At 59.0% G+C, this 21,180-nt stretch carries 23 protein-coding genes; 14 read left to right on the top strand and 9 right to left on the bottom strand.

Annotated features, from left to right (window positions below):
* The first annotated feature begins 8 nt into the window (after positions 1 to 8).
* Together ahcY and metF are read left to right on the top strand one after the other, a co-directional pair.
* Entirely contained in the window at positions 9 to 1,403 is a 1,395-nt protein-coding gene (gene ahcY, locus NCG89_RS11085; RefSeq protein ID WP_251086601.1) for an adenosylhomocysteinase, read from the top strand.
* Between the two features lie 200 nt (positions 1,404 to 1,603).
* Positions 1,604 to 2,428 carry a methylenetetrahydrofolate reductase [NAD(P)H] gene (gene metF, locus NCG89_RS11080; RefSeq protein ID WP_251086600.1) on the top strand — a complete coding sequence of 275 codons (825 nt, stop codon included), beginning with the start codon at positions 1,604 to 1,606 and terminating at the stop codon, positions 2,426 to 2,428.
* A gap of 183 nt (positions 2,429 to 2,611) precedes the next feature.
* On the opposite strand, the gene NCG89_RS11075 is transcribed toward metF, so the two are convergent.
* The gene (locus tag NCG89_RS11075; RefSeq protein ID WP_251086599.1) at positions 2,612 to 2,884 is read right to left on the bottom strand and encodes a DUF6316 family protein; all 273 of its coding nucleotides are present in this window, start codon (positions 2,882 to 2,884) and stop codon (positions 2,612 to 2,614) included.
* 185 nt (positions 2,885 to 3,069) lie between these two features.
* Here NCG89_RS11075 and NCG89_RS11070 point away from each other — a divergent pair, with 185 nt between their 5' ends.
* Positions 3,070 to 3,648: a cytochrome b gene (locus tag NCG89_RS11070; RefSeq protein WP_251086598.1), complete on the top strand. Its 579-nt coding sequence runs from the start codon at positions 3,070 to 3,072 to the stop codon at positions 3,646 to 3,648.
* Positions 3,649 to 3,660: 12 nt separating this feature from the next.
* Positions 3,661 to 4,242, top strand: coding sequence for a YceI family protein (locus NCG89_RS11065; protein WP_251086597.1), 582 nt, complete (start codon positions 3,661 to 3,663; stop codon positions 4,240 to 4,242).
* A 145-nt stretch (positions 4,243 to 4,387) separates the two neighbouring features.
* Here the strand turns inward: NCG89_RS11065 and NCG89_RS11060 are convergent, their stop codons facing one another.
* Positions 4,388 to 5,746, bottom strand: a complete 1,359-nt coding sequence (locus NCG89_RS11060) for an ABC1 kinase family protein (RefSeq protein ID WP_251086596.1) — start codon at positions 5,744 to 5,746, stop codon at positions 4,388 to 4,390.
* 128 nt (positions 5,747 to 5,874) lie between these two features.
* Here NCG89_RS11060 and NCG89_RS11055 point away from each other — a divergent pair, with 128 nt between their 5' ends.
* Positions 5,875 to 7,083 (top strand): Nramp family divalent metal transporter, encoded by a 1,209-nt coding sequence (locus NCG89_RS11055; protein ID WP_251086595.1) that lies wholly within the window; start codon positions 5,875 to 5,877, stop codon positions 7,081 to 7,083.
* A gap of 8 nt (positions 7,084 to 7,091) precedes the next feature.
* Here the strand turns inward: NCG89_RS11055 and NCG89_RS11050 are convergent, their stop codons facing one another.
* Genes NCG89_RS11050 through NCG89_RS11040 form a run of 3 tightly spaced genes read right to left on the bottom strand, consistent with a single transcriptional unit; the run spans position 7,092 to position 8,514 of the window.
* Positions 7,092 to 7,391: an SET domain-containing protein gene (locus NCG89_RS11050; protein WP_251086594.1), complete on the bottom strand. Its 300-nt coding sequence runs from the start codon at positions 7,389 to 7,391 to the stop codon at positions 7,092 to 7,094.
* 28 nt (positions 7,392 to 7,419) lie between these two features.
* Positions 7,420 to 8,205, bottom strand: a complete 786-nt coding sequence (locus NCG89_RS11045; protein ID WP_251086593.1) for a dienelactone hydrolase family protein — start codon at positions 8,203 to 8,205, stop codon at positions 7,420 to 7,422.
* A gap of 51 nt (positions 8,206 to 8,256) precedes the next feature.
* Positions 8,257 to 8,514 carry a hypothetical protein gene (locus tag NCG89_RS11040; protein WP_251086592.1) on the bottom strand — a complete coding sequence of 86 codons (258 nt, stop codon included), beginning with the start codon at positions 8,512 to 8,514 and terminating at the stop codon, positions 8,257 to 8,259.
* Between the two features lie 131 nt (positions 8,515 to 8,645).
* Between NCG89_RS11040 and NCG89_RS11035 the strand changes: the two genes are divergently transcribed.
* Both NCG89_RS11035 and NCG89_RS11030 read left to right on the top strand, forming a co-directional pair.
* Positions 8,646 to 9,620 carry a class 1 fructose-bisphosphatase gene (locus tag NCG89_RS11035; RefSeq protein ID WP_251086591.1) on the top strand — a complete coding sequence of 325 codons (975 nt, stop codon included), beginning with the start codon at positions 8,646 to 8,648 and terminating at the stop codon, positions 9,618 to 9,620.
* A gap of 66 nt (positions 9,621 to 9,686) precedes the next feature.
* A complete protein-coding gene (locus tag NCG89_RS11030) occupies positions 9,687 to 10,514 on the top strand; it encodes a 23S rRNA (adenine(2030)-N(6))-methyltransferase RlmJ (protein ID WP_251086590.1) in 828 nt (275 codons plus the stop codon).
* A 15-nt stretch (positions 10,515 to 10,529) separates the two neighbouring features.
* Here the strand turns inward: NCG89_RS11030 and NCG89_RS11025 are convergent, their stop codons facing one another.
* Positions 10,530 to 11,891 carry a cytochrome P450 gene (locus tag NCG89_RS11025; RefSeq protein ID WP_251086589.1) on the bottom strand — a complete coding sequence of 454 codons (1,362 nt, stop codon included), beginning with the start codon at positions 11,889 to 11,891 and terminating at the stop codon, positions 10,530 to 10,532.
* Between the two features lie 234 nt (positions 11,892 to 12,125).
* Between NCG89_RS11025 and NCG89_RS11020 the strand changes: the two genes are divergently transcribed.
* Positions 12,126 to 12,830, top strand: coding sequence for a TetR/AcrR family transcriptional regulator (locus NCG89_RS11020; protein WP_251086588.1), 705 nt, complete (start codon positions 12,126 to 12,128; stop codon positions 12,828 to 12,830).
* Between the two features lie 63 nt (positions 12,831 to 12,893).
* Positions 12,894 to 13,883 carry a ribonuclease Z gene (locus tag NCG89_RS11015; protein ID WP_251086587.1) on the top strand — a complete coding sequence of 330 codons (990 nt, stop codon included), beginning with the start codon at positions 12,894 to 12,896 and terminating at the stop codon, positions 13,881 to 13,883.
* A gap of 4 nt (positions 13,884 to 13,887) precedes the next feature.
* Here NCG89_RS11015 and NCG89_RS11010 read toward each other — a convergent pair whose 3' ends face one another.
* Positions 13,888 to 14,643 carry an SDR family NAD(P)-dependent oxidoreductase gene (locus NCG89_RS11010; RefSeq protein ID WP_251086586.1) on the bottom strand — a complete coding sequence of 252 codons (756 nt, stop codon included), beginning with the start codon at positions 14,641 to 14,643 and terminating at the stop codon, positions 13,888 to 13,890.
* A 235-nt stretch (positions 14,644 to 14,878) separates the two neighbouring features.
* Here NCG89_RS11010 and mscL point away from each other — a divergent pair, with 235 nt between their 5' ends.
* Positions 14,879 to 15,340, top strand: coding sequence for a large-conductance mechanosensitive channel protein MscL (gene mscL / locus NCG89_RS11005; RefSeq protein WP_251086585.1), 462 nt, complete (start codon positions 14,879 to 14,881; stop codon positions 15,338 to 15,340).
* Positions 15,341 to 15,356: 16 nt separating this feature from the next.
* Here mscL and NCG89_RS11000 read toward each other — a convergent pair whose 3' ends face one another.
* Both NCG89_RS11000 and NCG89_RS10995 read right to left on the bottom strand, forming a co-directional pair.
* Positions 15,357 to 15,917: a hypothetical protein gene (locus NCG89_RS11000; protein WP_251086584.1), complete on the bottom strand. Its 561-nt coding sequence runs from the start codon at positions 15,915 to 15,917 to the stop codon at positions 15,357 to 15,359.
* A 16-nt stretch (positions 15,918 to 15,933) separates the two neighbouring features.
* Positions 15,934 to 16,473, bottom strand: a complete 540-nt coding sequence (locus tag NCG89_RS10995) for a DUF924 family protein (RefSeq protein WP_251086583.1) — start codon at positions 16,471 to 16,473, stop codon at positions 15,934 to 15,936.
* 163 nt (positions 16,474 to 16,636) lie between these two features.
* Here NCG89_RS10995 and NCG89_RS10990 point away from each other — a divergent pair, with 163 nt between their 5' ends.
* From NCG89_RS10990 to NCG89_RS10975, 4 genes are all read left to right on the top strand, one after another.
* The gene (locus NCG89_RS10990; protein ID WP_251086582.1) at positions 16,637 to 16,870 is read left to right on the top strand and encodes an exodeoxyribonuclease VII small subunit; all 234 of its coding nucleotides are present in this window, start codon (positions 16,637 to 16,639) and stop codon (positions 16,868 to 16,870) included.
* Positions 16,867 to 17,781 carry a polyprenyl synthetase family protein gene (locus NCG89_RS10985; protein WP_251086581.1) on the top strand — a complete coding sequence of 305 codons (915 nt, stop codon included), beginning with the start codon at positions 16,867 to 16,869 and terminating at the stop codon, positions 17,779 to 17,781. Before NCG89_RS10990 ends, NCG89_RS10985 begins: the two co-directional genes overlap by 4 nt.
* Positions 17,782 to 17,902: 121 nt before the next feature.
* Positions 17,903 to 19,819 carry a 1-deoxy-D-xylulose-5-phosphate synthase gene (gene dxs, locus NCG89_RS10980; RefSeq protein WP_251086580.1) on the top strand — a complete coding sequence of 639 codons (1,917 nt, stop codon included), beginning with the start codon at positions 17,903 to 17,905 and terminating at the stop codon, positions 19,817 to 19,819.
* 174 nt (positions 19,820 to 19,993) lie between these two features.
* The gene (locus NCG89_RS10975; RefSeq protein ID WP_251086579.1) at positions 19,994 to 21,070 is read left to right on the top strand and encodes an ELM1/GtrOC1 family putative glycosyltransferase; all 1,077 of its coding nucleotides are present in this window, start codon (positions 19,994 to 19,996) and stop codon (positions 21,068 to 21,070) included.
* The last annotated feature ends 110 nt before the right edge of the window (positions 21,071 to 21,180 follow it).

Below are 21,180 nucleotides of genomic sequence, written 5' to 3'. Positions count from 1 at the left end.
CACCTATTATGACTACCGCAATCGCAGCAACCACCACCTTCACCGACTTCAAAGTCGCCGACATGTCCCAGGCCGAGTACGGTCGCCGGGAAATTGAAATCGCTGAAACTGAAATGCCGGCGCTGATGGCCCTGCGCGAAAAATACAAAGCCGATCAGCCGCTCAAGGGCGCGAAGATCATGGGCTGTATTCACATGACCATTCAAACCGCCGTGCTGATCGAGACGCTGGTGGAATTGGGCGCCGAAGTACGCTGGTCATCCTGCAACATCTTCTCTACTCAGGACCACGCTGCGGCAGCCATTGCGGCGGCGGGCATTCCGGTCTTTGCCTGGAAGGGCGAAACCGAAGAAGAGTTCTGGTGGTGCATTGAGCAGACCATCGTCAAAGACGGTCAGCCCTGGGACGCCAACATGATCCTGGATGACGGCGGCGATCTGACGCTGGTGCTGCACGAGAAGTATCCGGCGATGCTGGACAAGATTCACGGCATCTCTGAAGAGACCACCACCGGGGTTCACCGCCTGCTGGAAATGCTGGAAGCCGGCACCCTGAAAGTGCCCGCCATCAACGTCAACGACGCCGTCACCAAGTCCAAGAACGACAACAAGTACGGCTGTCGCCACAGCCTGAACGATGCCATCAAGCGCGGCACTGACCACCTGTTATCCGGCAAGAAAGCCCTGGTCATTGGCTACGGCGACGTGGGCAAAGGCTCCGCCGCCAGCCTCCGCCAGGAAGGCATGATTGTGAAAGTGACCGAGGTCGATCCCATCTGTGCCATGCAGGCCTGTATGGACGGCTTTGAAGTGGTGTCACCCTACAAAGATGGCTTGAACGACGGCAGCGAAGCCTGCGTTGATCGCGCCCTGCTGCAGAACACAGACCTGCTGGTCACCACCACCGGCAACGTAAATGTTTGCGACGCCAATATGCTCAAAGCCCTGAAAAACGGCTGCGTGGTGTGCAACATCGGTCACTTCGACAGCGAGATCGACACCGCTTATATGCGCAAAAACTGGCAGTGGCAGGAAGTGAAACCCCAGGTGCACAAAGTGGCTCGCAGCGAAGCCAGCGGCGATTACCTGATCCTGCTCTCAGAAGGCCGCTTAGTGAACCTCGGCAATGCCACCGGTCACCCCAGCCGCATTATGGACGGCTCCTTCGCCAACCAGGTGCTGGCTCAGATCTACCTGTGGGAGCAGAAGTTCGCCGAGCTGCCCGCCGCCGACAAAGCGGCCGCGCTGTATGTGAAAGTGCTGCCCAAAAAGCTCGACGAAGAAGTGGCCGCCGAAATGGTGCGCGGCTTTGGCGGCGTCATCACTCGCATGACCGAGCAACAGGCTAAGTACATTGGCGTGCCGGTAGAAGGGCCGTTTAAGCCGGAGAGTTATAAGTACTAACGGGAGACGCGGAACGGGAGACGGGCGCCCGGCGCTCCGGAGACGCAAAAGAAATGCGGCTTCGCCGCCGCAACTCTGCCCACTCTCCTCCGGGAGAGAGTTTCAGTAAAGGGCCATCTTTTGCGTCTCCCGTCTCCCGTCCAGCGTTCAGCTGCTAGACACAACTAGCAGCTCAAGACGAACACCAACAGGACCCAACCATGTCCCCACGCTTCAGTTTTGAATTCTTCCCGCCGAAAACACCGGCAGGCAAGGAAAAATTACAAACGGTTCGCGCCGAGCTGGCCGAACTTGACCCGAGTTTTTTCTCGGTAACCTACGGTGCCGGTGGCTCCACCCGGGATAACACCAAGAACATTGTGCTGGAAACCAAGGCCGCGGGCCTGTCGGTGGCGCCCCACCTCTCCTTTGGTGGCGACGATGAAGAGACCGTGCTGTCACTCATCAATGACTACAAAAACGCGGGCGTTGATCGCATGGTTGCCCTGCGCGGCGACGTACCCTCGGGCATGGGCGCCACCCGGCTGATTTACGCCCGTGAGCTGGTGGAGTTTGTCCGCAAACACACTGGCGATCACTTTGAGATTGAAGTGGCGGCCTACCCGGAGATTCACCCGGATGCGCCAAGCTATGCCAAGGACATCGACTACCTGAAACAAAAACTGGATGCCGGTGCCAACAGCGCCATCACCCAGTATTTCTTCAATGCCGATGCCTATTTTTACTTCCTAGAAGACTGCGAAAAGGCCGGTATCGATAAGCCCATTTATCCCGGCATTATGCCCATCACTAACTTTACCAATCTGGCACGGTTTTCACGAAACTGCGGCGCCGACATTCCCCGCTGGCTGACTCAAAAGCTCAGCGGCTATGGCGATGATCAGGAGAGCGTGACCAAGTTCGGTGAGGAGTTTGTGACGGAGTTGTGCCAGATTCTGATGGAAGGCGGCGCCCCCGGGATTCACTTTTACACCATGAACCAAGTGGAACCGGTCAAACGCATGCTGCAGGAATTACAGCGCTAGTTTGACAGCTGTGGCGACCTGATGGGCCGCCACCTCATCGGGGCTCAACGCTGGGGCCCCTTGGGCGATCGCAACCACGCAAAGACAAGGGCATCGCCCACTTATTTCCCTTCCCTTGAATCCCACCCCCTGGTAACGACCAAGGCAGGCCCAAGCTCAGAGGGCTGAGCGAGTTGCAGAATCTTATTGACTTAACAGATGAACCAGATAGCGCTGCCGCATTTCCGCCGGGGCAGTGACCATGAAATCGACAAAGTCCTGCACCCCGTTTTCGGCTTCCCTTTCGCTGGCAAAGGACCCTACTAGCACCCCTTCCCGGGTTTTGAAATACCAGCGAGTACCCTTGTCCCGAGCGGTAATGGCGACTATCCGGCGACTGCGCGGCGGGGCAACCGGGAGATCATCACCGCTGCGCAAAGCTTGCTTGCTGTTACTGGCCTGTGCGATTCCGTGCATGGCTGCCCCTTCTCCTCTTGCGAGATCTAAAAACCCTACACCGCTGCCGCAATTTTGCGTATAGGGGTTTTTACCTAGCCAAAACCAATCAACATTTCTGATGCTTTAGCGCGACTAATTGCGCTTTTTTATCAAATAAATCTTTCTATACTGAGCACTATTACTCGCAGCGGAGCCCGCAGACAATGCCATTGAAAAACACGGAGAGTCGCTATGGCTGGGTCAGCATTACCCTGCACTGGGGCATGGCCGCGACCATCGTCGCCATGTTCGCCTTGGGCCTCTGGATGCGCGGTCTGTCGTACTACGACGAGTGGTATCGCCTTGGCCCCTACATTCATAAAAGCGTGGGGATGATCCTCCTCGCTCTGCTGCTGTTTCGGATCGTCTGGAAACTGATCAACCCCAAGCCCGCCCACGACCCCGACCTGCATCCCTGGGAGAAGATCAGCGCCAGCGCGGCGCACCTATCACTGTACGTGCTGATGCTGGCGATCATGGTGGCGGGCTATCTCATCTCCACCGCGGATGGTCGGGCCATCAGCGTGTTCGACTGGTTCGAGATACCAGCGCTGATCCAGGGGCTGCCCAACCAGGAGGATATTGCCGGTGAAATCCACGAGATCTTGGCCTGGGCACTTATTGCGGTGGCAGCGGTTCATGCCGCTGCGGCACTTAAACACCACTTTTTCGATGGCGGCACCACCCTGGTCAAAATGCTGGGCCGGAGCCGTCGGCAATCCAACCACCCTCAAAAACCCTGACAGGAGCTTCACATGAAACGCCTATCCGCTCTCGGCTTTGCATTGATCCTCGGCTTGAGCTCACAGCTCCATGCCACCGAATACACTATCGACACCAAGGGCGCCCACGCCTTTATCCAGTTTCGGATAAAACACTTGGGCTACAGCTGGCTGTACGGCCGCTTTAACGACTTCGAAGGCAGCTTTGTGTACGACGAAGACAAGCCCGAAGCGTCGTCAGTCAATGTCACCATCGACGTCACGAGTCTCGACAGCAACCATGCCGAACGGGACAAGCATCTGCGCGGCAAAGACTTCCTGCACACCGACAAATTTCCCACCGCGACCTTTAAAAGCACCCGCTTTACCCCCACTTCGGATGGTAAGGCAAAGCTCGAAGGCAATTTGACCCTGCACGGGGTGACCAAGCCGGTCGTCATTGATGTGACTGAAGTGGGCGGCGGCAAGGATCCCTGGGGTGGTTACCGCCAGGGTTTCACCGGCACCACCGAGATTGCCTTGAAGGATTTTGGTATCGACTACGACCTGGGTCCGGCTTCACAAACCGTTGAGCTGATCCTGGATGTGGAAGGCATCGCAAAATCGATGATGTAAATTTTCAGGGGCTAGGAACTTTTGTACCCACCCAGGCACTAAGAAAGTGATTCATCCTAATACCCTCGATCTTGGGGCCTCTTGCAGGCCCCTTTTTTATTGCCAGAACATTTGCATCGCGGCAATGCACTCCTACCAAAACGGCCTAAAGAAAGGGCTTCAGCGAGGCCTCGCCATCAAAATGGGCGTCAGCCTGGGCAATAAGGGCATACACCCCCATTAACTTGCGCATGACGTACAAAAACTCCTTGGGCGGCAGGGCAAAGTACTTGCTGATGGAGGCATCCAATGCCCGCTTGGCAACCCGCTTGGGTAACTGGCTGCGGCGCCAGTCGTAGAGCCCGTCGGCGCTGATCGCTTGGGGCGGCAAGGTCTCATCGGGCTGGCGCAGGGGCTCGGCGATATCGATACCGATATCGACAAAATTTCGTAGCACCTCCTCGGGAAAGTGGGCCTTCATAAACCCGAGACTGATGGAGTAGTCACGAAAGGCCTGCCGATCACGGCGATAGGCCGCCACCATCATCGCGCAAAACTCGGCGGCAAAGTCCTCGGGCAGCAAACGCATGGCGCCAAAATCCAGCAAAACCAGTTGATCGGCAGCGCCAGCCTCATCGATGCGCACCCGAAAGTTGCCAAAATTGGGGTCGGTCTGCATGCGCCGCCACACAAACAGCTCGGTGAGAAATTCGTCGAGTATGGCCTGTCCCAGGCGATTGCGGCGGGCCTGGCTGAGCTCGGCCACCTCGGCGGAGCCAACGCTGACACCCGGTTCATAACTCATCGTCAGCACCCGCCGGGTTGAGAATTCAGAAAAACTGCGCGGCACGACAAAGCGAGAATCGTCCTTGAGCGCCTCGCGCACAAAATCCATGTCTCGGCGTTCCTGTTCGTAGTCGACCTCCTTGTGCAGCAGCTCGCGAATGTCGCTGAACCAGTCCTCGGCACTGCGGGTGGACTGTAGCAGGCGAGACAGCTTCAGCAGCCGCATGACCGCGCCAAAATCGGCATCGATAGTATCTTCCACCCCCGGATACTGCACTTTGATGCACAGCGCGTCGCCGGTGCTGCGCAGGGTAGCCCGGTGCACCTGACCCAGCGACGCGGCTGCCAGGGCCTGGGGCTCCACGTCCATCTCGGCCAGGCGCGCTTCGCCCAGCTCCTGTTTGAGTACCTTTTCAATGGCCCGCCAGGACATGGGCTGGGTGCTGTCCTCCAGGCTGTGCAAGGCATCCACCACCTCGGGCGGTAACAGGTAGTCGCCGTAGGTCGCAATCATCTGGCCGATTTTGACAACACTGCCTTTGAGCTGGCCCAGCTCCGCCACAAAGAAATCGATGTTCTCCCGGCGACGCTGGCTGGCGGCATCTTCATCACTCGATAGCCGAGACATGACGGAGTCGCGCAGCGCTCGGCTGCCGTAGCGGAACCCCGCTTTGGAGAGCTCCCAACGGCGGGAGATGGCGCCGGTTTTCAAACGGTGGAGATCACTGTCATGGGTCATATACGGAACGGCATCCTGTACTGATAAACGACGCGGCGACGGTAACCGCCTATAAGGCAAATGCTACTATACCCCAGCAAGCTGAGCCCACATTGAGCCGACATTGAGCCGACATTGAGAGAGACAGCGTGAAACCTTTGAGCACTTTGGCACAGTTGGGGCCAGGCATTGTCATCGCCGCCACCGGCCTCGGCGCCGGGGACATGGTGACGGCCGCAGCGGCCGGCACCCAGTTTGGCAGCGCCCTGTTGTGGGCGGTGGCGCTGGGAGCACTGATCAAGTTTGGCTTGAACGAAGGCCTGGCCCGCTGGCAACTGTGCACCGGCACCAGCCTGCTCAGCGGCTGGAACCGGCACCTGCCCCGCTGGGTCGCGGGTTATTTCTTTCTCTACCTGCTTGTTTGGGCCTTTCTCGTCGCGGCGGCGTTAATGGCTGCTTGCGGCCTGGCCGCTCACACCGTGTTTCCGGCATTGAGCATCAACGCCTGGGCCGCCATTCAGACCCTTGCCGCCGCAGGCCTGATTGCCCTCGGCCGTTACCCCCTGCTGGAAACCGCAATGAAAGTGCTTATCGGGCTGATGTTTGTCACCGTTCTGACGGCGGTGGCAGCGACCGATTTTGAGCAGATCGAGATTCTTCCAGCGCTGCTTCCAACCCACTTCCCCGAGGACAGTCTGACCATGGTGTTGGCGGTGCTGGGCGGGGTGGGTGGCAGCCTTACCCTGCTATGTTACGGCCACTGGATGAACGAAAAGGGCTGGCGCTCACCCGACAACCTTACCCAGGCCCGGGTCGACCTGATCGCCGCCTATTCACTCACCGCGTTGTTTGCCATGGGCATCATGCTGCTGGCCGCCGCTGCCGCTCCGACCGATGCCAGCGGTTTGGGCATCTTGTTGGCGATGGCCGATAGCCTCGGTGCCAATCTGGGCAGTGTGTTTCGCGGGCTGTTTCTGGCGGGGTTTTGGGCGGCGGTGTTCAGTTCGATGCTCGGGGTATGGCAGGGGGTGCCCTATCTCTTTGCCGATACCCTGCGGCAATTTCGCCAGCGGGGCGAAGCGCGCGGAGAGGTCGACACCCGCGGGCGCGCCTATCGCGGCTTTTTACTCTACATGGCAGTGCCGCCGCTACTGCTGCTGCAGTTTGGTAAGCCGGTATGGCTGGTGCTGGTGTATTCGGTGGCGGGCGCATTTTTTATGCCTTTTCTGGCGCTCACCCTGCTGTATCTCAACAACCGCTACTTGAGCGGCGGCGGGCGCAATAGCATCGCCAGCAACGTGCTCTTGCTGGCGGGACTATTGCTGTTTGTGGTGGTGGCCCTGGCGGAGTGGTGGTAACGGGCAGATTAGCTCCACTCGTCACCATAATCGTGGAGCAATTCCTCGCCGGCGGGGATATCGCGTAGCGCCACCACCGAGAAATCATCGTAGTAACTCACGTTAGCGCGCTTGCTGTGATTAATGTACTTCAAGGTGCAGGTCACATCGAACAAACGGCCATCATCGAGGGTGAGGGTGTGAATGCCCGCCTCCTTTGCCTTGCGGGTTTTGCAATAGCCTAGCACCTCGCCGCTGTCGATATTTCTCGCGGCGAACAGCCCTTTGCCATGCACTGGGCTCTTCGCCACCTTATACGTCTTTGCCATTCACATCCCTCTCTGACGGCCACCGGCCTCACTTGGCCAACATGTTCATTAACGCTGCCCAGCTTTCTTTATCTGCGCCCTCATCATAAGCCAGCGGCATGCCATATTTTTCACCCACTGCCGTCGCGCCAGGGTTGGTGAAACTGTGCTTGGCTTGGGGGAAGTTCAGCACCGTTAGCTTCACTCCGGCAGCCGCCATTTCTCCGGTCACTGCCGCCACCTGCTCAGCAGGAACCATCGGGTCAGCACCGCCCGTGGCAACCAACACCTCCGCTTTCACTTCGCCAGCTTTGGCCGGATTCTCCGTCGCCAGCGAGCCGTGAAAGCTGGCCACACCCGCCAGATCCACACCCCGGCGGGCCTGGTTCAATACCACCGCACCGCCAAAGCAGTAACCGATGGCATAGAGCTGGTCCACCTGCACCCCTTTCTGGTCTTTGAGAATTGCCATTGCCGCATCAAAACGGGCGTTCATTTTTTCGGGCTCAGCCAGGGCGGCATTCATAAATGCGGTGGCATCTTTCGGGTGATCGGCAACCTTGCCCGTGCCATACATGTCCACGGCGATGGCGCTGTAACCCGCCTCAGCCAGCATTTTTGCACGCTGACGCGCGTAATCATTCAAGCCCCACCACTCGTGGACCACAACCACCGCCGGCCCCTTGGCTGCTTTTTTGTCACTCAAATAGAGCACACCGCTACCGAGGCCATCGGGCAACATCACCTTTTTTTCTTTTACACCGGCCTGGGCGCCCACCGCGACCAGCATCGCGAGCAACCCTGAGAACAAAACTCGGGTATCGAACAGTTTCATAACGTCATCCTTTTTGAATCATCTCATCGGGTCTGCGCTTGTCGCGGGGAGCTACATACTCTCCCGTTCAAGATCCCGCAGACGATTAGAATAATAGCGACAATTTTTGCGCAGCCAACGCTCCAGTTCACGGCGGCGCGCTTTCATCGCCGCGCCGCTGCTGTAGCCTGACACTTTTTTGCCCTTGCCAAGACCCTGTTCCAGGCGCAGCGCCTCACGCTTGCGCTGCTTGCAATCATCCCAGTCGGCGGCGCACAAAGACAGGGGCATCAGCACCCCGATTAACGCAATCCTTCGCGTCAGCTTCATGACAAGTTCCCTCTCGTCGTTGAACATGGTTGCTAAACCCTAGGTCAGATCAGAGGCCTTTGCAAAGCGGCTGTCCCAACACCGGAGCCGATGGCATAATGATACTTTTCCCGCCAATTGGACCACCCCGCATGCCGTACCCCAGCCTCCCTGAAGCACTCTCCCAACAAGATATCGACACTGACTTACAAACCGTTGTCCTGCAACTCGCCGACACCAGCATTGCCATCAGCCAGGCTCTGGCCAAAGGTGCGTTGGCAGGGGTATTGGGCGCTGCGGGTGCCGAAAATGTTCAGGGCGAGGACCAAAAGAAGCTGGATGTCATCGCCAACGACCTGATCAAAGCGGCGCTGGCTAAATTACCGGCCGTGCGCGGACTGGCCTCCGAAGAAGAAGAATCGGTGGTGGCCTGCAACACCGACGGTCGCTACCTGGTCACCTTTGACCCGCTGGATGGCTCTTCCAACATCGATATCAACAGCATGGTCGGCACGATCTTTTCAGTGCTGGAGTCCAGTGGCAGCGGCGAAGTAACCGAGGCCGAGTTTCTACAACCCGGCCGCGCCCAAAAGGCCGCGGGCTATGTGCTCTACGGCCCCTCGGTAATGCTGGTGCTGAGCACCGGCAAGGGTGTCACCATGTTCACCCTCGACCCAGACAGCGGCAGCTACCTGCTCACCGCTGGCAATGTCGCCATTCCCAGCGATACCAACGAATTCTCGGTCAACATGTCCAACCAGCGTCACTGGGCCAGCGGTATGCAACGCTACATTGGCGAACTGATGGCGGGCAAAGACGGCCCACGGGGCAAAAACTACAATATGCGCTGGGTGGCGGCGATGGTCGCCGATGTTCACCGGATTCTGTGTCGCGGTGGACTATTCACCTACCCTTGGGATGACCGCAAACCCGAGCAGGCTGGCAAGCTGCGACTCATGTATGAAGCCAACCCCATGGGCTTTTTGGTGGAGCAGGCCGGCGGCGAAGTGTGGACTCCCGAAGGCAAGATTCTGGACATTCAGCCCGACCATATTCACCAACGGGTACCCGTCATTCTCGGCGCCGCCGAGGAAGTAACCACCTGCGTGTCTTACCATCAAGAGTAGGCCATCAAGAGCAAGCCACCACGAATAAACCACCCGCAATAAGCCCCCGCAGAGACATCGGCCGCCATGCTCAGTTATCGCCACGGTTACCACGCCGGTAACCACGCCGATGTGCTCAAGCATCTGACCCAGGTACTTATCCTGGATCATATGCTGGAGAAAGACACGGCCATCAGCTATCTCGACAGCCATGCTGGCGCAGGGCTTTACGACCTCGGCAGCACCTTCGCAATAAAAAACCGGGAATTTGACGGCGGCATCGGCCGACTCGCGTCGCTAGACCCTGTCCCTGCTGAGATCCAGCGTTATCTGGCAGTGGTCGCCCAATGCCGCCAAGGTCAGCCCAACCTCTACCCCGGCTCCCCGGCAATCGCCCTCGCCATGCTTCGGCCCCAGGACCGCGCCCACCTGTTTGAGCTACATCCAAAAGACGCTGACGCCCTGCAACGGCGCTTTTATCGCCGGGCGAAAATCAACCAGAGTGACGGCTTTGCCGGCATTAAGGGGTTGTTGCCACCACCCAGTCGCCGCGCATTGGTATTGATGGACCCGCCCTTTGAAATCAAAAGCGACTACCAAAAGGCCTGCCAAAGTCTGCGCGACAGTCGCAAGCGCTTTGCCGGTGGCGTGTACGCGCTGTGGTATCCCCTGCTCGACCGCCCCGAATCTATCGGCATGGCCGCCGCCCTCGCCGACATTGCACCCGACAACTGGCTGCACTGCAGTTTGAGCGTTGCGCCGCTGGGCAGCGGCGGCATGGTGGGCAGCGCCATGTATGTTATTAACCCGCCCTGGAAGCTCGCTGAGCAGCTGAAAAGCGCGCTACCTGTCTTGGCCGACGCTTTGGCCGTGGATGGTCAGGGCCGCTGGTCACTGGACTATCACGGCCGCTAACGTCTCCGGCCCCATTCAGGGCAACGGCTCCAGCACCACTGGCAGGTTATCCACCGGTTTGGGCAGGGGCACTGTCTGCATTTTGGTGCTGAAATTATCCGCTAAGCGGAAACGGTAGCGGCGCAAGAATTGATGCAGAAACAGTTTGCTCTGCAGCATGGCAAAGTGCATGCCGATGCACTTGTGGGCCCCGCCGCCAAAGCCGACAAAGCTGGCCGGGTGACGCTTGTGCTCCTCCCGTGGCGGGCGCCAGCGATCAATATCGAAGTGCTCCGGCTGATCCCAATACTCAGCCATTTTATGAACATGCTGGGGCGCCAGGAAAAGCAGGGTATCAGCCGGAATAGCAAAGCCACCCAGCTCGCACTCGCCAATGGTTCTGCGCTGCATGATCATCACCGACGGATGCAAACGCAGGGCTTCTTTTACCGCGCATTCCACCAGCGGCATGCTGGCCAGGTCGCTGTCATCGAGAAGCGTCTTGTCGAAGGCCATCACCTCATCGCGCAGTCGTTGCTGGACCGCCTGATTCTGACCTAGATAGTACAGCACATGACTCAGCGCACTGGTGGTGGTGTCGTGGGCGGCAAACAGCAGAAAGCTCATCTGCACGCAGATATCATCATCAGAAAAATACTCACCGGATTCATCCCGCTCCCGGCAAAGGTGGCTGAAGATATCGGTGCCGGTCCCGGCTCGGCGCTGGCCAATCAACTTCTGAAAAAAGGCTTTCAGAAATCGTTCCTGTTTTTTAGCCTTGGCATGGCGGGTGCCCGGCAGTTCCTTGGTGATGATCCCCATCATGCCATTGGCCACATCGGTAAAGGCGCGATTGATTTTGCGCGCTTCCTCACCCTCAGGCGACATCCCGACAAAGATGGTGGCAGCCACATCCAGCAAGGTTTTTTTGATTGCCGGAAAACACCTCATTTCAGGTGTTTTTCGCCAGCCCTCCAGCGCCTCAGAGAGCATTGGCCCCATCACCGAAATATACTGGCGCATTGCCTCTGCCTTGAATGCGGTTTGCATCATGCGGCGCTGGAACCGGTGTTCGTCGTTGTCCCTCAGTAGCAGCGAGCCCAGATAATAGCGGCCCAGGGAACGGCGATACCCCATCTCAGCCGAGTAGTTTCGGCCGGGGTCCATCAGCACTTCCTGGGTCAAATCCGGCCCGAGCAATAATACCCCTTTAAAGCCCGCCAGCCCGAACCGGGAAACCGGGCCAAACTGTTGATACTGGCGATCGATGGTAGCGTGAAGATCCCTCACCAAACTGATGGTGTGGCCCACAATAGGTGGCCCAAACGAACCGGGAATATGGTCTAGCGCCGTGTTGTCCTTGCGCAAACGGTAGCCTTGATCCTGAACCGGGGGCATGAGGGTCTCCAGAAAGGCAATACTTACTGATGTCTACAGTAAGTAATGCAACAAAACGCTACCCGCCAAGCGCTATAGCGTTTAATTTTAGTTTTGAGAACTTGCTCGTTTTTCCAAAGTCGTAGCAGAACAGACAATGGCCAAAGCCTCAAGTAGGTGAATATTCGGAAGCAGCAACATGTCGGTAATCGAAAGTGACCGCTGTGCAGGTCATCAATCTGGCAAGGAAGCACTATGACGTTTGCGGCATACAAGGAAAATCGCAGTCAACGCACCCGAGAAGCGCTGATCAGCTCGGCGGAAACCCTGTTCGCCCGGTATGGTGTCGAGGGTGTCTCCCTCAATACCATCACTCGTGAGGCAGGGCAAAGCAATCGCAATGCGGTGCAGTATCATTTTGGCAACAAGGCGGGCCTGCTTCAGGCGATTTTTGACAAGCACAACCCCGGACTCCACGACGCACGAGCCCAGCTGGTCGCCGATCTGCAATCCCAGGGCATTCCCCGCAGCCAGGTGATTGCCCGCGCCCTGGTGGAACCCCTGCTGGAAAAGCTGGCCGACCCCAATGGCGGCGAGGCCTTTGTGCATATCAGCGCCGAGCTGATTACCGATAACACCCTGGGCTACCTGGACCAGGACAGTGAGGCTATTCGCCTCAAACGGGAATCAACCTTGTCCAAAATCGTACATGCCCAACTGCAGCCCCTGCCCACCGCGCTGGCCACCCAGCGGGTGCTCTTTATGAACGGACTGGTCTTTCACAGCCTGTCGGACTACACCAAACTGATTCGCAAAAGCCGTAACCTGAGCTCGGCCAATCTGCCCCAATCCCTGGCCTTTATGTCTGGCAACTTGATCGATTGCATCGAAGCCATGTTGCAGGCGCCGGCTTCCGCCAATACGCTGGCGACCCTGTCAGAACTGGAACAAAAGGCCTGAGGGAGCAATAAAACCCGAGCCAAAGCAGGGGATTTCTGCCCAAGGCTGCCGTAAACTGAAGACATGAGACTGACTTTTCTTGGCACCAGCGCGGGAAGCCCAACGCCCTATCGCAACGTTACCGGGCTGGCATTGGCCGACGACGATAGCCGCGACTGGTATCTCTTTGACTGTGGCGAAGGCACCCAGCATCAACTGCTGCACAGCCGCTACAGCGCCGCGCGCCTGCGGGCCATTTTTATCACCCACGTTCACGGCGATCACTGCTACGGCCTACCCGGCCTGATTGCCAGCGCCAACATGAATGGCCGCAAGGCACCGCTGACCGTGTGCGCCCCCGATGGCATAGAGCAGTTTGTGCGGGCCGCCTTTACCCACACGGATATCCGCGAGCTGCGTTTCCCACTGGAATTTGTCCGCAGTGATGCCGCCGATTTTCACTGGCGGGACGGCAGTATCGACGTGCGCGCACTTCCCCTGTCCCACCGGGTGCCCTGCTTCGCCTATCAGGTCAGCGAGATCCCGCCCTTTCATCTTGACGAACAGGCCCTCGACACCCTCGGCGTGCCCCGGGGCCCGGACTGGAACTGGCTGCAACAGGGCGAGAATATTCCACTGGCCGACGGCACCGAGGTACTAGCCGATCAGGTTCGGCAACCCGCCTGGCCGGCGCGGCGGATCATTATTGGCGGCGACAACGACCAGCCGGAGTTGCTGGCATCGGCGTTGGAAACATCCGACCTGCTGGTTCACGAGGCGACTTTTACCGAGGATGTGCTGGCCAAAGTCGGCCCCCAGTATATGCACAGCACCGCTGCCATGGTCGCCCGCACTGCGCAGCAGGCAGGCTTGGCCAACCTGATACTGACCCACTTCAGCCAGCGTTATCGCCTCGGCGACACCCTGAACGAGAACCAGCGCAGCATCGACGACCTTCGCAACGAAGCCGCCGCGATTTTCAGCGGGCAAATTCATATGGCCAAGGATTTTGACTGCTTGCAGTTAACCCGGGATCGCCGCCTGGAATTTTTAGGCGACGCAAAACTTCGCTGAGGAGCTAACTGAGCACCCGAGAGAAGCCCTCCAGGGCAGAGCGCGCATTGGCTAGATTCTCCTCCCCCGGAATCACCACCACCGCCGTTCCCGGCCGATCCATCGCCGCCAGACTGGCACTCACTACATCGTCACTATCAGACCATAGACGATCCGGCACCGAGCTTTTATGAAAGTGCGACACCGCCGGCCTGGTGTGGAATTCGGTGTGGGTATAGCCAGGACACAGACACTGAACACCAATGCCCTCATGCCCCACCTCCTGCGCCAGGCCCATTGAAAACGCCACCATAAAGGACTTGCTGGCACCGTAAACCACGGCATATTTCATCGGGAAAAAACTGCCCAGGGAGGCCACATTAACGATATGCCCCCTGCCCAGCTGGCGCATGTAGGGTAGCACCGCCCGGGTCAGCGACAACATGGTTTTGCAGTGTAGATCGACCATGCCGAGCTGGCTGTCGATATCCGACTCGGCAAACATGCCGTGGGTCGCAAATCCGGCGTTATTGATCAGAATCGACACCGGCCCACGCTGGCGAACCGCCTCGACCACCTCCGCCACCACCAAGGGCTGGGTCAGGTCACCGGCAATACAGCTCACCCCCACCCCCATGGCGCGGATCTCCTGAGCAACACCATCGAGTTTGTCAGCATCCCGGGAGACCAGAATCATCGACTGGCATCGCGGCGCCAACTGCATGGCAAAGGCCTTGCCAATACCCGCGGAGGCGCCAGTTATCAATGCAATTTCACTCATCTCACCCATCCGTATTATTGTTATCTGTGGCAGCCCTGGCGGGCATTCGCTTGCTGCAGACTATCAAGCTGTAAGCCGTCGCCAGTGCACCAAGCATCGTACTATTGATCGCACAGCTGCTCAATTTGAGCCACCCGCACCCCATCACAGGAAAAAAATCCCAGATCGGGTTAAGGTCTTTACAGGGTGGCAGAAGCGACGTACCACTGTTTGAAATTAGCGAAGAGGGAAGCGAATGTTCGAGGAGTTTAAAAAATTTGCCGTGCGCGGCAATGTTATCGACATGGCTGTGGGCATCATTATCGGCGGCGCCTTTGGCACCATTGTCAAAAGCCTAGTGGGCGATGTCATCATGCCGCCCATTGGATTGGCCCTTGGGGGAGTCGACTTTGCCAACCTGATGCTGGTCATCAGCGAGGGCGCGACTCCCGGCCCCTACCTGACGGTGGCCGATGCTAAAGCCGCCGGGGCGGTTACCATCAATTATGGCCTGTTTGTTAACGCGGTCATCAGCTTTGTCATTGTCGCGTTTGCGGTGTTCATGCTGGTCAAAGGCATCAACAAATTGCGGGAAAAAGAAGAGGCGGCACCCGCGCCCGAGGCACCTGCAGAACCCACCACCAAGGAATGCCCGCACTGCATTTCGACCATCTCTATTGCCGCCAGCCGCTGCCCCCAGTGCACCTCCGCGCTGTGAGCTGTGGCAGTAGCGGCTAACCGCCGCGTTTGACCCACTCCTGCAGAGCCAGCCACTGGGGCTCTGCCAGGGCGGCTTTAAGCGCCTTGCGATTTTTCTTTAACACTTCACTGCGCGCCTGCTGGACAAGAGCGCTTTGCGCTTCCTCGGGCACACCGGCCAGCACATATAGCGTTCGCACTGGGCTGGTGGTCTTGTCTGCCACTTTAATGCCTTTGAAGCGGGCCACCCGTTTCCAGTCCTCAGCATTGGGCAGTACGAGCGACGGGGTTACCCCCTCTGGGAGCTGGGCGCTAATATCCTCTGCCGCCGCAGTCAGCAGTTTCTTCACCACCCCGGTCATCGCATCCTTACCCGCCAGGCGGCTCTGCAGTGAAATGGAGGGCATCCGGCTTTTCTCACCAACCGCCAGGTAAGCAAAGCCCTCATAACTCGGCTCGCCACACAACCACTGGGGCGGCGTGCCACGCTCACTGTTGGGATACTCGCAGTCGGCCGCCACCGGCAACGCCAGTGCAAACACCAGGGCCAGCAACGCGCGCCCAATCCATTTGTTATTCAAATTGTTGTTCAACATGGTCTTCATTATCTCTTTAAAACGACGATCCGGGCTGCTCAAGAAAGGCTAGCTCTTCCGCCGTTGAGGCCCGCCCCAAAATCGCATTGCGGTGGGGATAACGCCCAAATCGCTCAATAATCGCAAAATGAGCCCGGGCAAAGTCCAGATTGTTCTGCTGTCCCAAGCCCTCGAACAATGACAGCGACGCCCGCTGGATGGCCAGGGATTCACTGTGCATGTAGGGCATATACATAAAAGCCCGCTGGTCGCGCTCAAGCTGCTGGTCTGCGCCCAGCCGAATCGCCTCCTGAGCCAGTACCAGGGCTTGACCATCGGCGGCAAAGGCCGCCGCCTGATCGCGAAAGACGTTGCGGGAAAACTGGTCCAGCACAATGATTTCCGCCAGGCGCCCCTGCGGCTTGTGCCGCCAAAAATAACACTCTCCTGCCACGGCCGCCCGGTGCACCTCGCCAAAGCGGCGAGCAATCCGGCGATCCACCTCGGCATCTTTGCGCCACCAATCTGCCGGCTGCAGCTCGCCAAACCAAAAATCCAGTACCGCTGAATACTCCATAGTCGTGCCTCAACCCGGGCTGGCAGCATACAATACTCAATCCACACGCTCCACCGGCGCCCGCCCACGGGCAATCTGTCGGCCGCAGTAATGCAATTACCCAGAGCAAACCATAGAATAGCGCCTCCGCCAGCAACCGGCGGCAATGACCCGGGAGATCACCATGGCCAAAGCCAAAACCGTTAATTTCGAAAGCGCCCTGGCCGAGCTGGAACAACTAGTGAAAGGCATGGAATCGGGCGAGCTAAGCCTAGAGGATTCCTTGCAAGCCTTTGAGAAGGGCATGCAGCTAAGCCGGGACTGCCAACAGGCACTGGCCAACGCCGAACAGAAGGTGAAAGTCCTCACCGAAAAGAATGGCGAAATTCTCAGCCAGAATCTGGACGACAAGTCATGAGCGATAGCGTTGACGGCTACCTGCAGGATTGTAAAACCCATATTGAGCAGCGCCTTCCCGACCTGTTTTTGAGCGGCGAGAGCGAATTTGCCACCGGCGGGGATGCCTCCGCACTGGCGCGCCTGAATGAAGCCTGCTTGTACAGCCTGACAAATGGCGGAAAACGCGTCCGAGCCACCCTGGTCTACGCCACCGCCGCCGCCCTGCGCCAGCCACAGCGGGAGGGCCTTGATTATTTAGCCGGCGCAGTGGAAATGCTGCACGCCTATTCGCTGGTTCACGATGACCTGCCCGCCATGGACGATGATGACCTGCGCCGGGGCAAGCCCACTTGCCATATTGCCTTCGATGAGGCCACCGCCATTCTGGTTGGCGATGCCCTTCAATGCCGTGCCTTTGAATTGCTCACCGAACTGCAGGGCGACCCGGCGCGGCAGGTTGCCGTCATCAGCGCCCTCGCCGCCGCGGCAGGCCCCCGGGGCATGGTGGGCGGCCAGGCCATCGATCTCGCCGCAGTTAACACCCAGGTGGATCTGGCCACCCTGAAGCAGATGCATCAGCTAAAAACCGGCGCGCTTATTCGCGGCGCAATCCTCATGGCTGCCCACTGGTGTGGCGCCAGCCTGGCCCAGCGCCGCACTCTGGATAATTATGGCCTGGCGATCGGCCTGGCCTTTCAGGTGCAGGACGATATTCTGGATATTGAAAGTCACACCGACGTACTGGGCAAAACCCAAGGGGCCGATCTGGCCAGAAACAAGCCCACCTACCCCGCGCTCCTCAGTCTCGAAGGCGCCAAAGCCATGGCTGACAATCTCCACCAATATGCGATTGGCGCTCTGGCCGAATTTGGCCGGGAGGCCGACCCACTGCGTAAACTGGCCGACTATATTGTTGCCCGTACCCACTGAACCTGCTCACCCACTGAGGCGGCCAAATAGCGCCGCCGTCGGCAAAAACCACCAACCGTGTGTATAGTGGACGAATTCGTTTACAATTCCGCCCTTTGACGCGATCAGGTTATACGTATCAATGTTCCGGGACATTCCCCTCGAGCGGCCAGTCACTCCGCTGCTCGACACAATTGATAGCCCCACCCAGCTGCGTGAGTTGGACGAGGCCCAATTACCACAGCTCGCCCGAGAACTGCGGGAATTCTTGTTGTATACCGTGGGCCAGACCGGCGGCCACTTTGGCGCGGGTCTCGGTGTTGTCGAGCTGACCATTGCCCTGCACTACGTGTACGATACCCCTGAGGACCGCCTGGTCTGGGATGTGGGTCATCAATGCTACCCCCACAAGATTTTGACCGGCCGCCGGGAACGCATGAACAGCATGCGCAAGCCCAATGGTCTGGCCGGCTTCCCCAAGCGGGAAGAAAGCCCCTACGACACCTTTGGCGTGGGCCACTCCAGCACCAGCATCAGTGCCGCCCTGGGCATGGCCATTGCCGCCCGCCAGCAGGGCATCGATCGGCACAACGTGGCGATTATCGGCGACGGCGCCATGACCGCCGGCATGGCCTTTGAGGCCATCACCCACGCCACCCACACCGGCGCCAACATGCTGGTGGTGCTGAACGACAATCAGATGTCGATCTCCAAGAACACCGGCGGCCTGAATACCTACTTCTCTAAAATCTGGGCCTCCAAAACCTACAACCAGATTCGCAGCGGTGGCAAAAGCGTGCTCAGCAAATTGCCCCGCCCGGCCACCAGCATCGCCGCCCGGCTGGAAGAATATATGAAGGGCATGGTGTCGCCAGCGACCCTGTTTGAAGAGCTGGGCTTTAACTACATCGGCCCCATCGACGGCCACGACCTGGACATGCTGGTGCCTACCCTGCGCAACCTGCGCGAACTGCCCGGCCCCCAGATGCTTCATATCATGACCCAAAAGGGCAAGGGCTTTGAGCCCGCGGAGCAAGACCCGGTGGGTTTTCACGCCATCTCCAAAATTGAGCCCAAGGTCGAAGCCAAAGCCCCGCCGAAGCCCGCCTCACCGAAATATCAGGACGTGTTCGGACAGTGGCTTTGCGACCAGGCCACGGCCAGCCCCGAGCTGGTCGCGATCACCCCAGCCATGTGCGAAGGCTCCGGCATGGTCGCCTTTTCCGAGCAATTCCCCGAGCGCTTCTACGACGTTGCCATCGCCGAGCAGCACGCGGTCACTCTCGCCGCCGGGATGGCCTGCGACGGCCTCAAGCCGGTGGTGGCGATCTACTCGACCTTCCTGCAGCGGGGTTACGATCAACTGATCCACGATGTCGCCCTGCAAAATCTGGATGTCACCTTTGGCATAGACCGGGCTGGTCTGGTCGGCGAAGACGGCCCCACCCACGCCGGTGCCTTTGATCTCAGCTACCTGCGCTGCATCCCCAATATGGTGGTAATGGCGCCTTCCGATGAAAATGAAACGCGGCAACTGCTGCACACCGGGTACCTCTACCCGGGTCCGGCGGCGGTGCGCTACCCCCGCGGCACCGGTCCCGGAGTGACCATCGAGGCCGAATTGACCCCGGTGGAAATTGGCAAGGGTGTGGTGCGCCGGGAAGGGCGGGATGTAGCCATCCTGTGCTTTGGCACGCTGCTGGGCGCGGCCCTGGAAGCCGCCGAAAGCCTGGATGCCACGGTGGTCGACATGCGCTTTGTGAAGCCCCTAGACGGCCCGCTCATTGACGATATGGCCCGGCGCCACAGCTTGTTGGTCACCGTGGAAGAAAACGCCATCGCCGGCGGCGCGGGCAGTGCTGTGGCCGAATACCTGAATCGCCAGGACATCTGCCTTCCCCTGCTGCAGCTGGGCCTGCCCGATGACTTTATCGATCACGGCAAGCACAAACAGATGTTGAGCGCCGTGGGCCTCGATGCCGAAGGCATTGCCGCCAGCATTCGCCGCCGGCAAACCAAACTCGGCCAGGCGCCGCTACTGTCCTCACTGCCCGGCTAGCCTTCCGGCAGAGCGGACTTTTGCCCGCTCTGCCAAAATATTACCTCTTCGTCATCGATTCGTTACCGGACTGTCACCGGCTTGTTACCGTAACGTCACCGGCTTGTTACGCCAGCGTCACTGGCGCCGCCTACGCTACCTTGAGCAATCACCAAGGAAACAGGGAGGCCCACGGTGCCGTTTCGCATTCTGGTGTTACACGACGGAAAGGCAGGGCATGCCAGCCAGGCGCTGGGCTTGGCACGGCTCATTGCCAGGCAGCACGACCAGCCCACCGAGATCGCCGAGCTGGCCATGTCGCCCCGGCTCAAATTACTCAACCGGCTGCTGCGCCTCTGGGCGCAATTGCCATGCCGCAACCTGCTGCGCCTGCTGCCGCTGTTTTATCGCCAACGCTTTGCCAGCGCCAATGCCCGCCATCGCCGGCCCGACCTGATCGTGTCCTTTGGCGGTAACGTGTTGGCCCTTAACGTGAGCCTGAGCCGCCTCTGGCAAACCCCAAATGCCGTGATCGGCAACACCTATGCCATTCCCTCACGCTTAATCAGTGCCAATGTCACCCTGCAGGGCAACCCGGCAACCGCCAACAGCGTGGCCAGCCTGATTCCCCTCGGCAAAGCCTGCCCGCAGCACTGCCAGCAAGCCAGCCACATCCTTGTCCCTGGCGATTTGCCACGATGGACCTTGCTGATCGGCGGCGATGGCAGCGGCTACCAGTACGCCGAAGAGGACTGGCAGCACTTGGCCAGCGCCGCGAAAGCACTGGCGCAGCGACACCAGATTCGCTGGCTGGTAACCACTTCACGACGCACACCCAAGGCGGCATTTCAGGTGCTGCAAGACACCCTGGATGCCTCGGTGTGCGACCTGTTGATCGACGGCAGCAAACCTTCAAACACCCCCATTGAGGCGCTGCTGGGCGGCGGTGAGCGGATTTTCTGCAGCGAAGACAGTATGAGCATGTTGGCCGAGGCGATTGCCATGAACCGCCCCGTGGTGAGCCTGCAGCCGGCCCACAGCGAACCACGCTCAGGCCATGCCCGGGCCTTGGAATACCTGCAGGAGTCTGGCCTGGTTGAGCGCCAACAGCTGGCCAACTGGACCCCTGGTGAGTTGGCGCCGTGGCAACCACAACAGGATTACCTGGCCCACAGTCTGCGGGTGTATCGCCAGCTTGCCCGCCTAGGCGCGGTTACCGGCACATCAACAACGCGCGTACCGGCGGGTTTAACCCCCAGCCTGGGACGTTGAGCAAAGCGGGGGGGCGTGCCCCACCGCCCGGCAGGCTGATCAAACCCGAAGCCTGAAAACGACAGAGCCCGCCAAGGGCGGGCTCATCAAAACGACTGCGCTGGAAAAAG

Source organism: Spongiibacter taiwanensis (assembly GCF_023702635.1).
Taxonomy (GTDB): domain Bacteria; phylum Pseudomonadota; class Gammaproteobacteria; order Pseudomonadales; family Spongiibacteraceae; genus Spongiibacter; species Spongiibacter taiwanensis.
This window is presented reverse-complemented; position numbering and strand designations above follow the sequence as displayed.

What these genes read in the sequence shown, in the direction of transcription:
- ahcY (WP_251086601.1), top strand. Translation starts at nt 9, where the DNA reads ATGACTACCGCAATCGCAGCAACCACCACCTTCACCGACTTCAAAGTC.
- metF (WP_251086600.1), top strand. Translation starts at nt 1,604, where the DNA reads ATGTCCCCACGCTTCAGTTTTGAATTCTTCCCGCCGAAAACACCGGCA.
- NCG89_RS11075 (WP_251086599.1), bottom strand. Translation starts at nt 2,884, where the DNA reads ATGCACGGAATCGCACAGGCCAGTAACAGCAAGCAAGCTTTGCGCAGC.
- NCG89_RS11070 (WP_251086598.1), top strand. Translation starts at nt 3,070, where the DNA reads ATGCCATTGAAAAACACGGAGAGTCGCTATGGCTGGGTCAGCATTACC.
- NCG89_RS11065 (WP_251086597.1), top strand. Translation starts at nt 3,661, where the DNA reads ATGAAACGCCTATCCGCTCTCGGCTTTGCATTGATCCTCGGCTTGAGC.
- NCG89_RS11060 (WP_251086596.1), bottom strand. Translation starts at nt 5,746, where the DNA reads ATGACCCATGACAGTGATCTCCACCGTTTGAAAACCGGCGCCATCTCC.
- NCG89_RS11050 (WP_251086594.1), bottom strand. Translation starts at nt 7,391, where the DNA reads ATGGCAAAGACGTATAAGGTGGCGAAGAGCCCAGTGCATGGCAAAGGG.
- NCG89_RS11045 (WP_251086593.1), bottom strand. Translation starts at nt 8,205, where the DNA reads ATGAAACTGTTCGATACCCGAGTTTTGTTCTCAGGGTTGCTCGCGATG.
- NCG89_RS11040 (WP_251086592.1), bottom strand. Translation starts at nt 8,514, where the DNA reads ATGAAGCTGACGCGAAGGATTGCGTTAATCGGGGTGCTGATGCCCCTG.
- NCG89_RS11035 (WP_251086591.1), top strand. Translation starts at nt 8,646, where the DNA reads ATGCCGTACCCCAGCCTCCCTGAAGCACTCTCCCAACAAGATATCGAC.
- NCG89_RS11030 (WP_251086590.1), top strand. Translation starts at nt 9,687, where the DNA reads ATGCTCAGTTATCGCCACGGTTACCACGCCGGTAACCACGCCGATGTG.
- NCG89_RS11025 (WP_251086589.1), bottom strand. Translation starts at nt 11,891, where the DNA reads ATGCCCCCGGTTCAGGATCAAGGCTACCGTTTGCGCAAGGACAACACG.
- NCG89_RS11020 (WP_251086588.1), top strand. Translation starts at nt 12,126, where the DNA reads ATGACGTTTGCGGCATACAAGGAAAATCGCAGTCAACGCACCCGAGAA.
- NCG89_RS11015 (WP_251086587.1), top strand. Translation starts at nt 12,894, where the DNA reads ATGAGACTGACTTTTCTTGGCACCAGCGCGGGAAGCCCAACGCCCTAT.
- NCG89_RS11010 (WP_251086586.1), bottom strand. Translation starts at nt 14,643, where the DNA reads ATGAGTGAAATTGCATTGATAACTGGCGCCTCCGCGGGTATTGGCAAG.
- mscL (WP_251086585.1), top strand. Translation starts at nt 14,879, where the DNA reads ATGTTCGAGGAGTTTAAAAAATTTGCCGTGCGCGGCAATGTTATCGAC.
- NCG89_RS11000 (WP_251086584.1), bottom strand. Translation starts at nt 15,917, where the DNA reads ATGTTGAACAACAATTTGAATAACAAATGGATTGGGCGCGCGTTGCTG.
- NCG89_RS10995 (WP_251086583.1), bottom strand. Translation starts at nt 16,473, where the DNA reads ATGGAGTATTCAGCGGTACTGGATTTTTGGTTTGGCGAGCTGCAGCCG.
- NCG89_RS10990 (WP_251086582.1), top strand. Translation starts at nt 16,637, where the DNA reads ATGGCCAAAGCCAAAACCGTTAATTTCGAAAGCGCCCTGGCCGAGCTG.
- NCG89_RS10985 (WP_251086581.1), top strand. Translation starts at nt 16,867, where the DNA reads ATGAGCGATAGCGTTGACGGCTACCTGCAGGATTGTAAAACCCATATT.
- dxs (WP_251086580.1), top strand. Translation starts at nt 17,903, where the DNA reads ATGTTCCGGGACATTCCCCTCGAGCGGCCAGTCACTCCGCTGCTCGAC.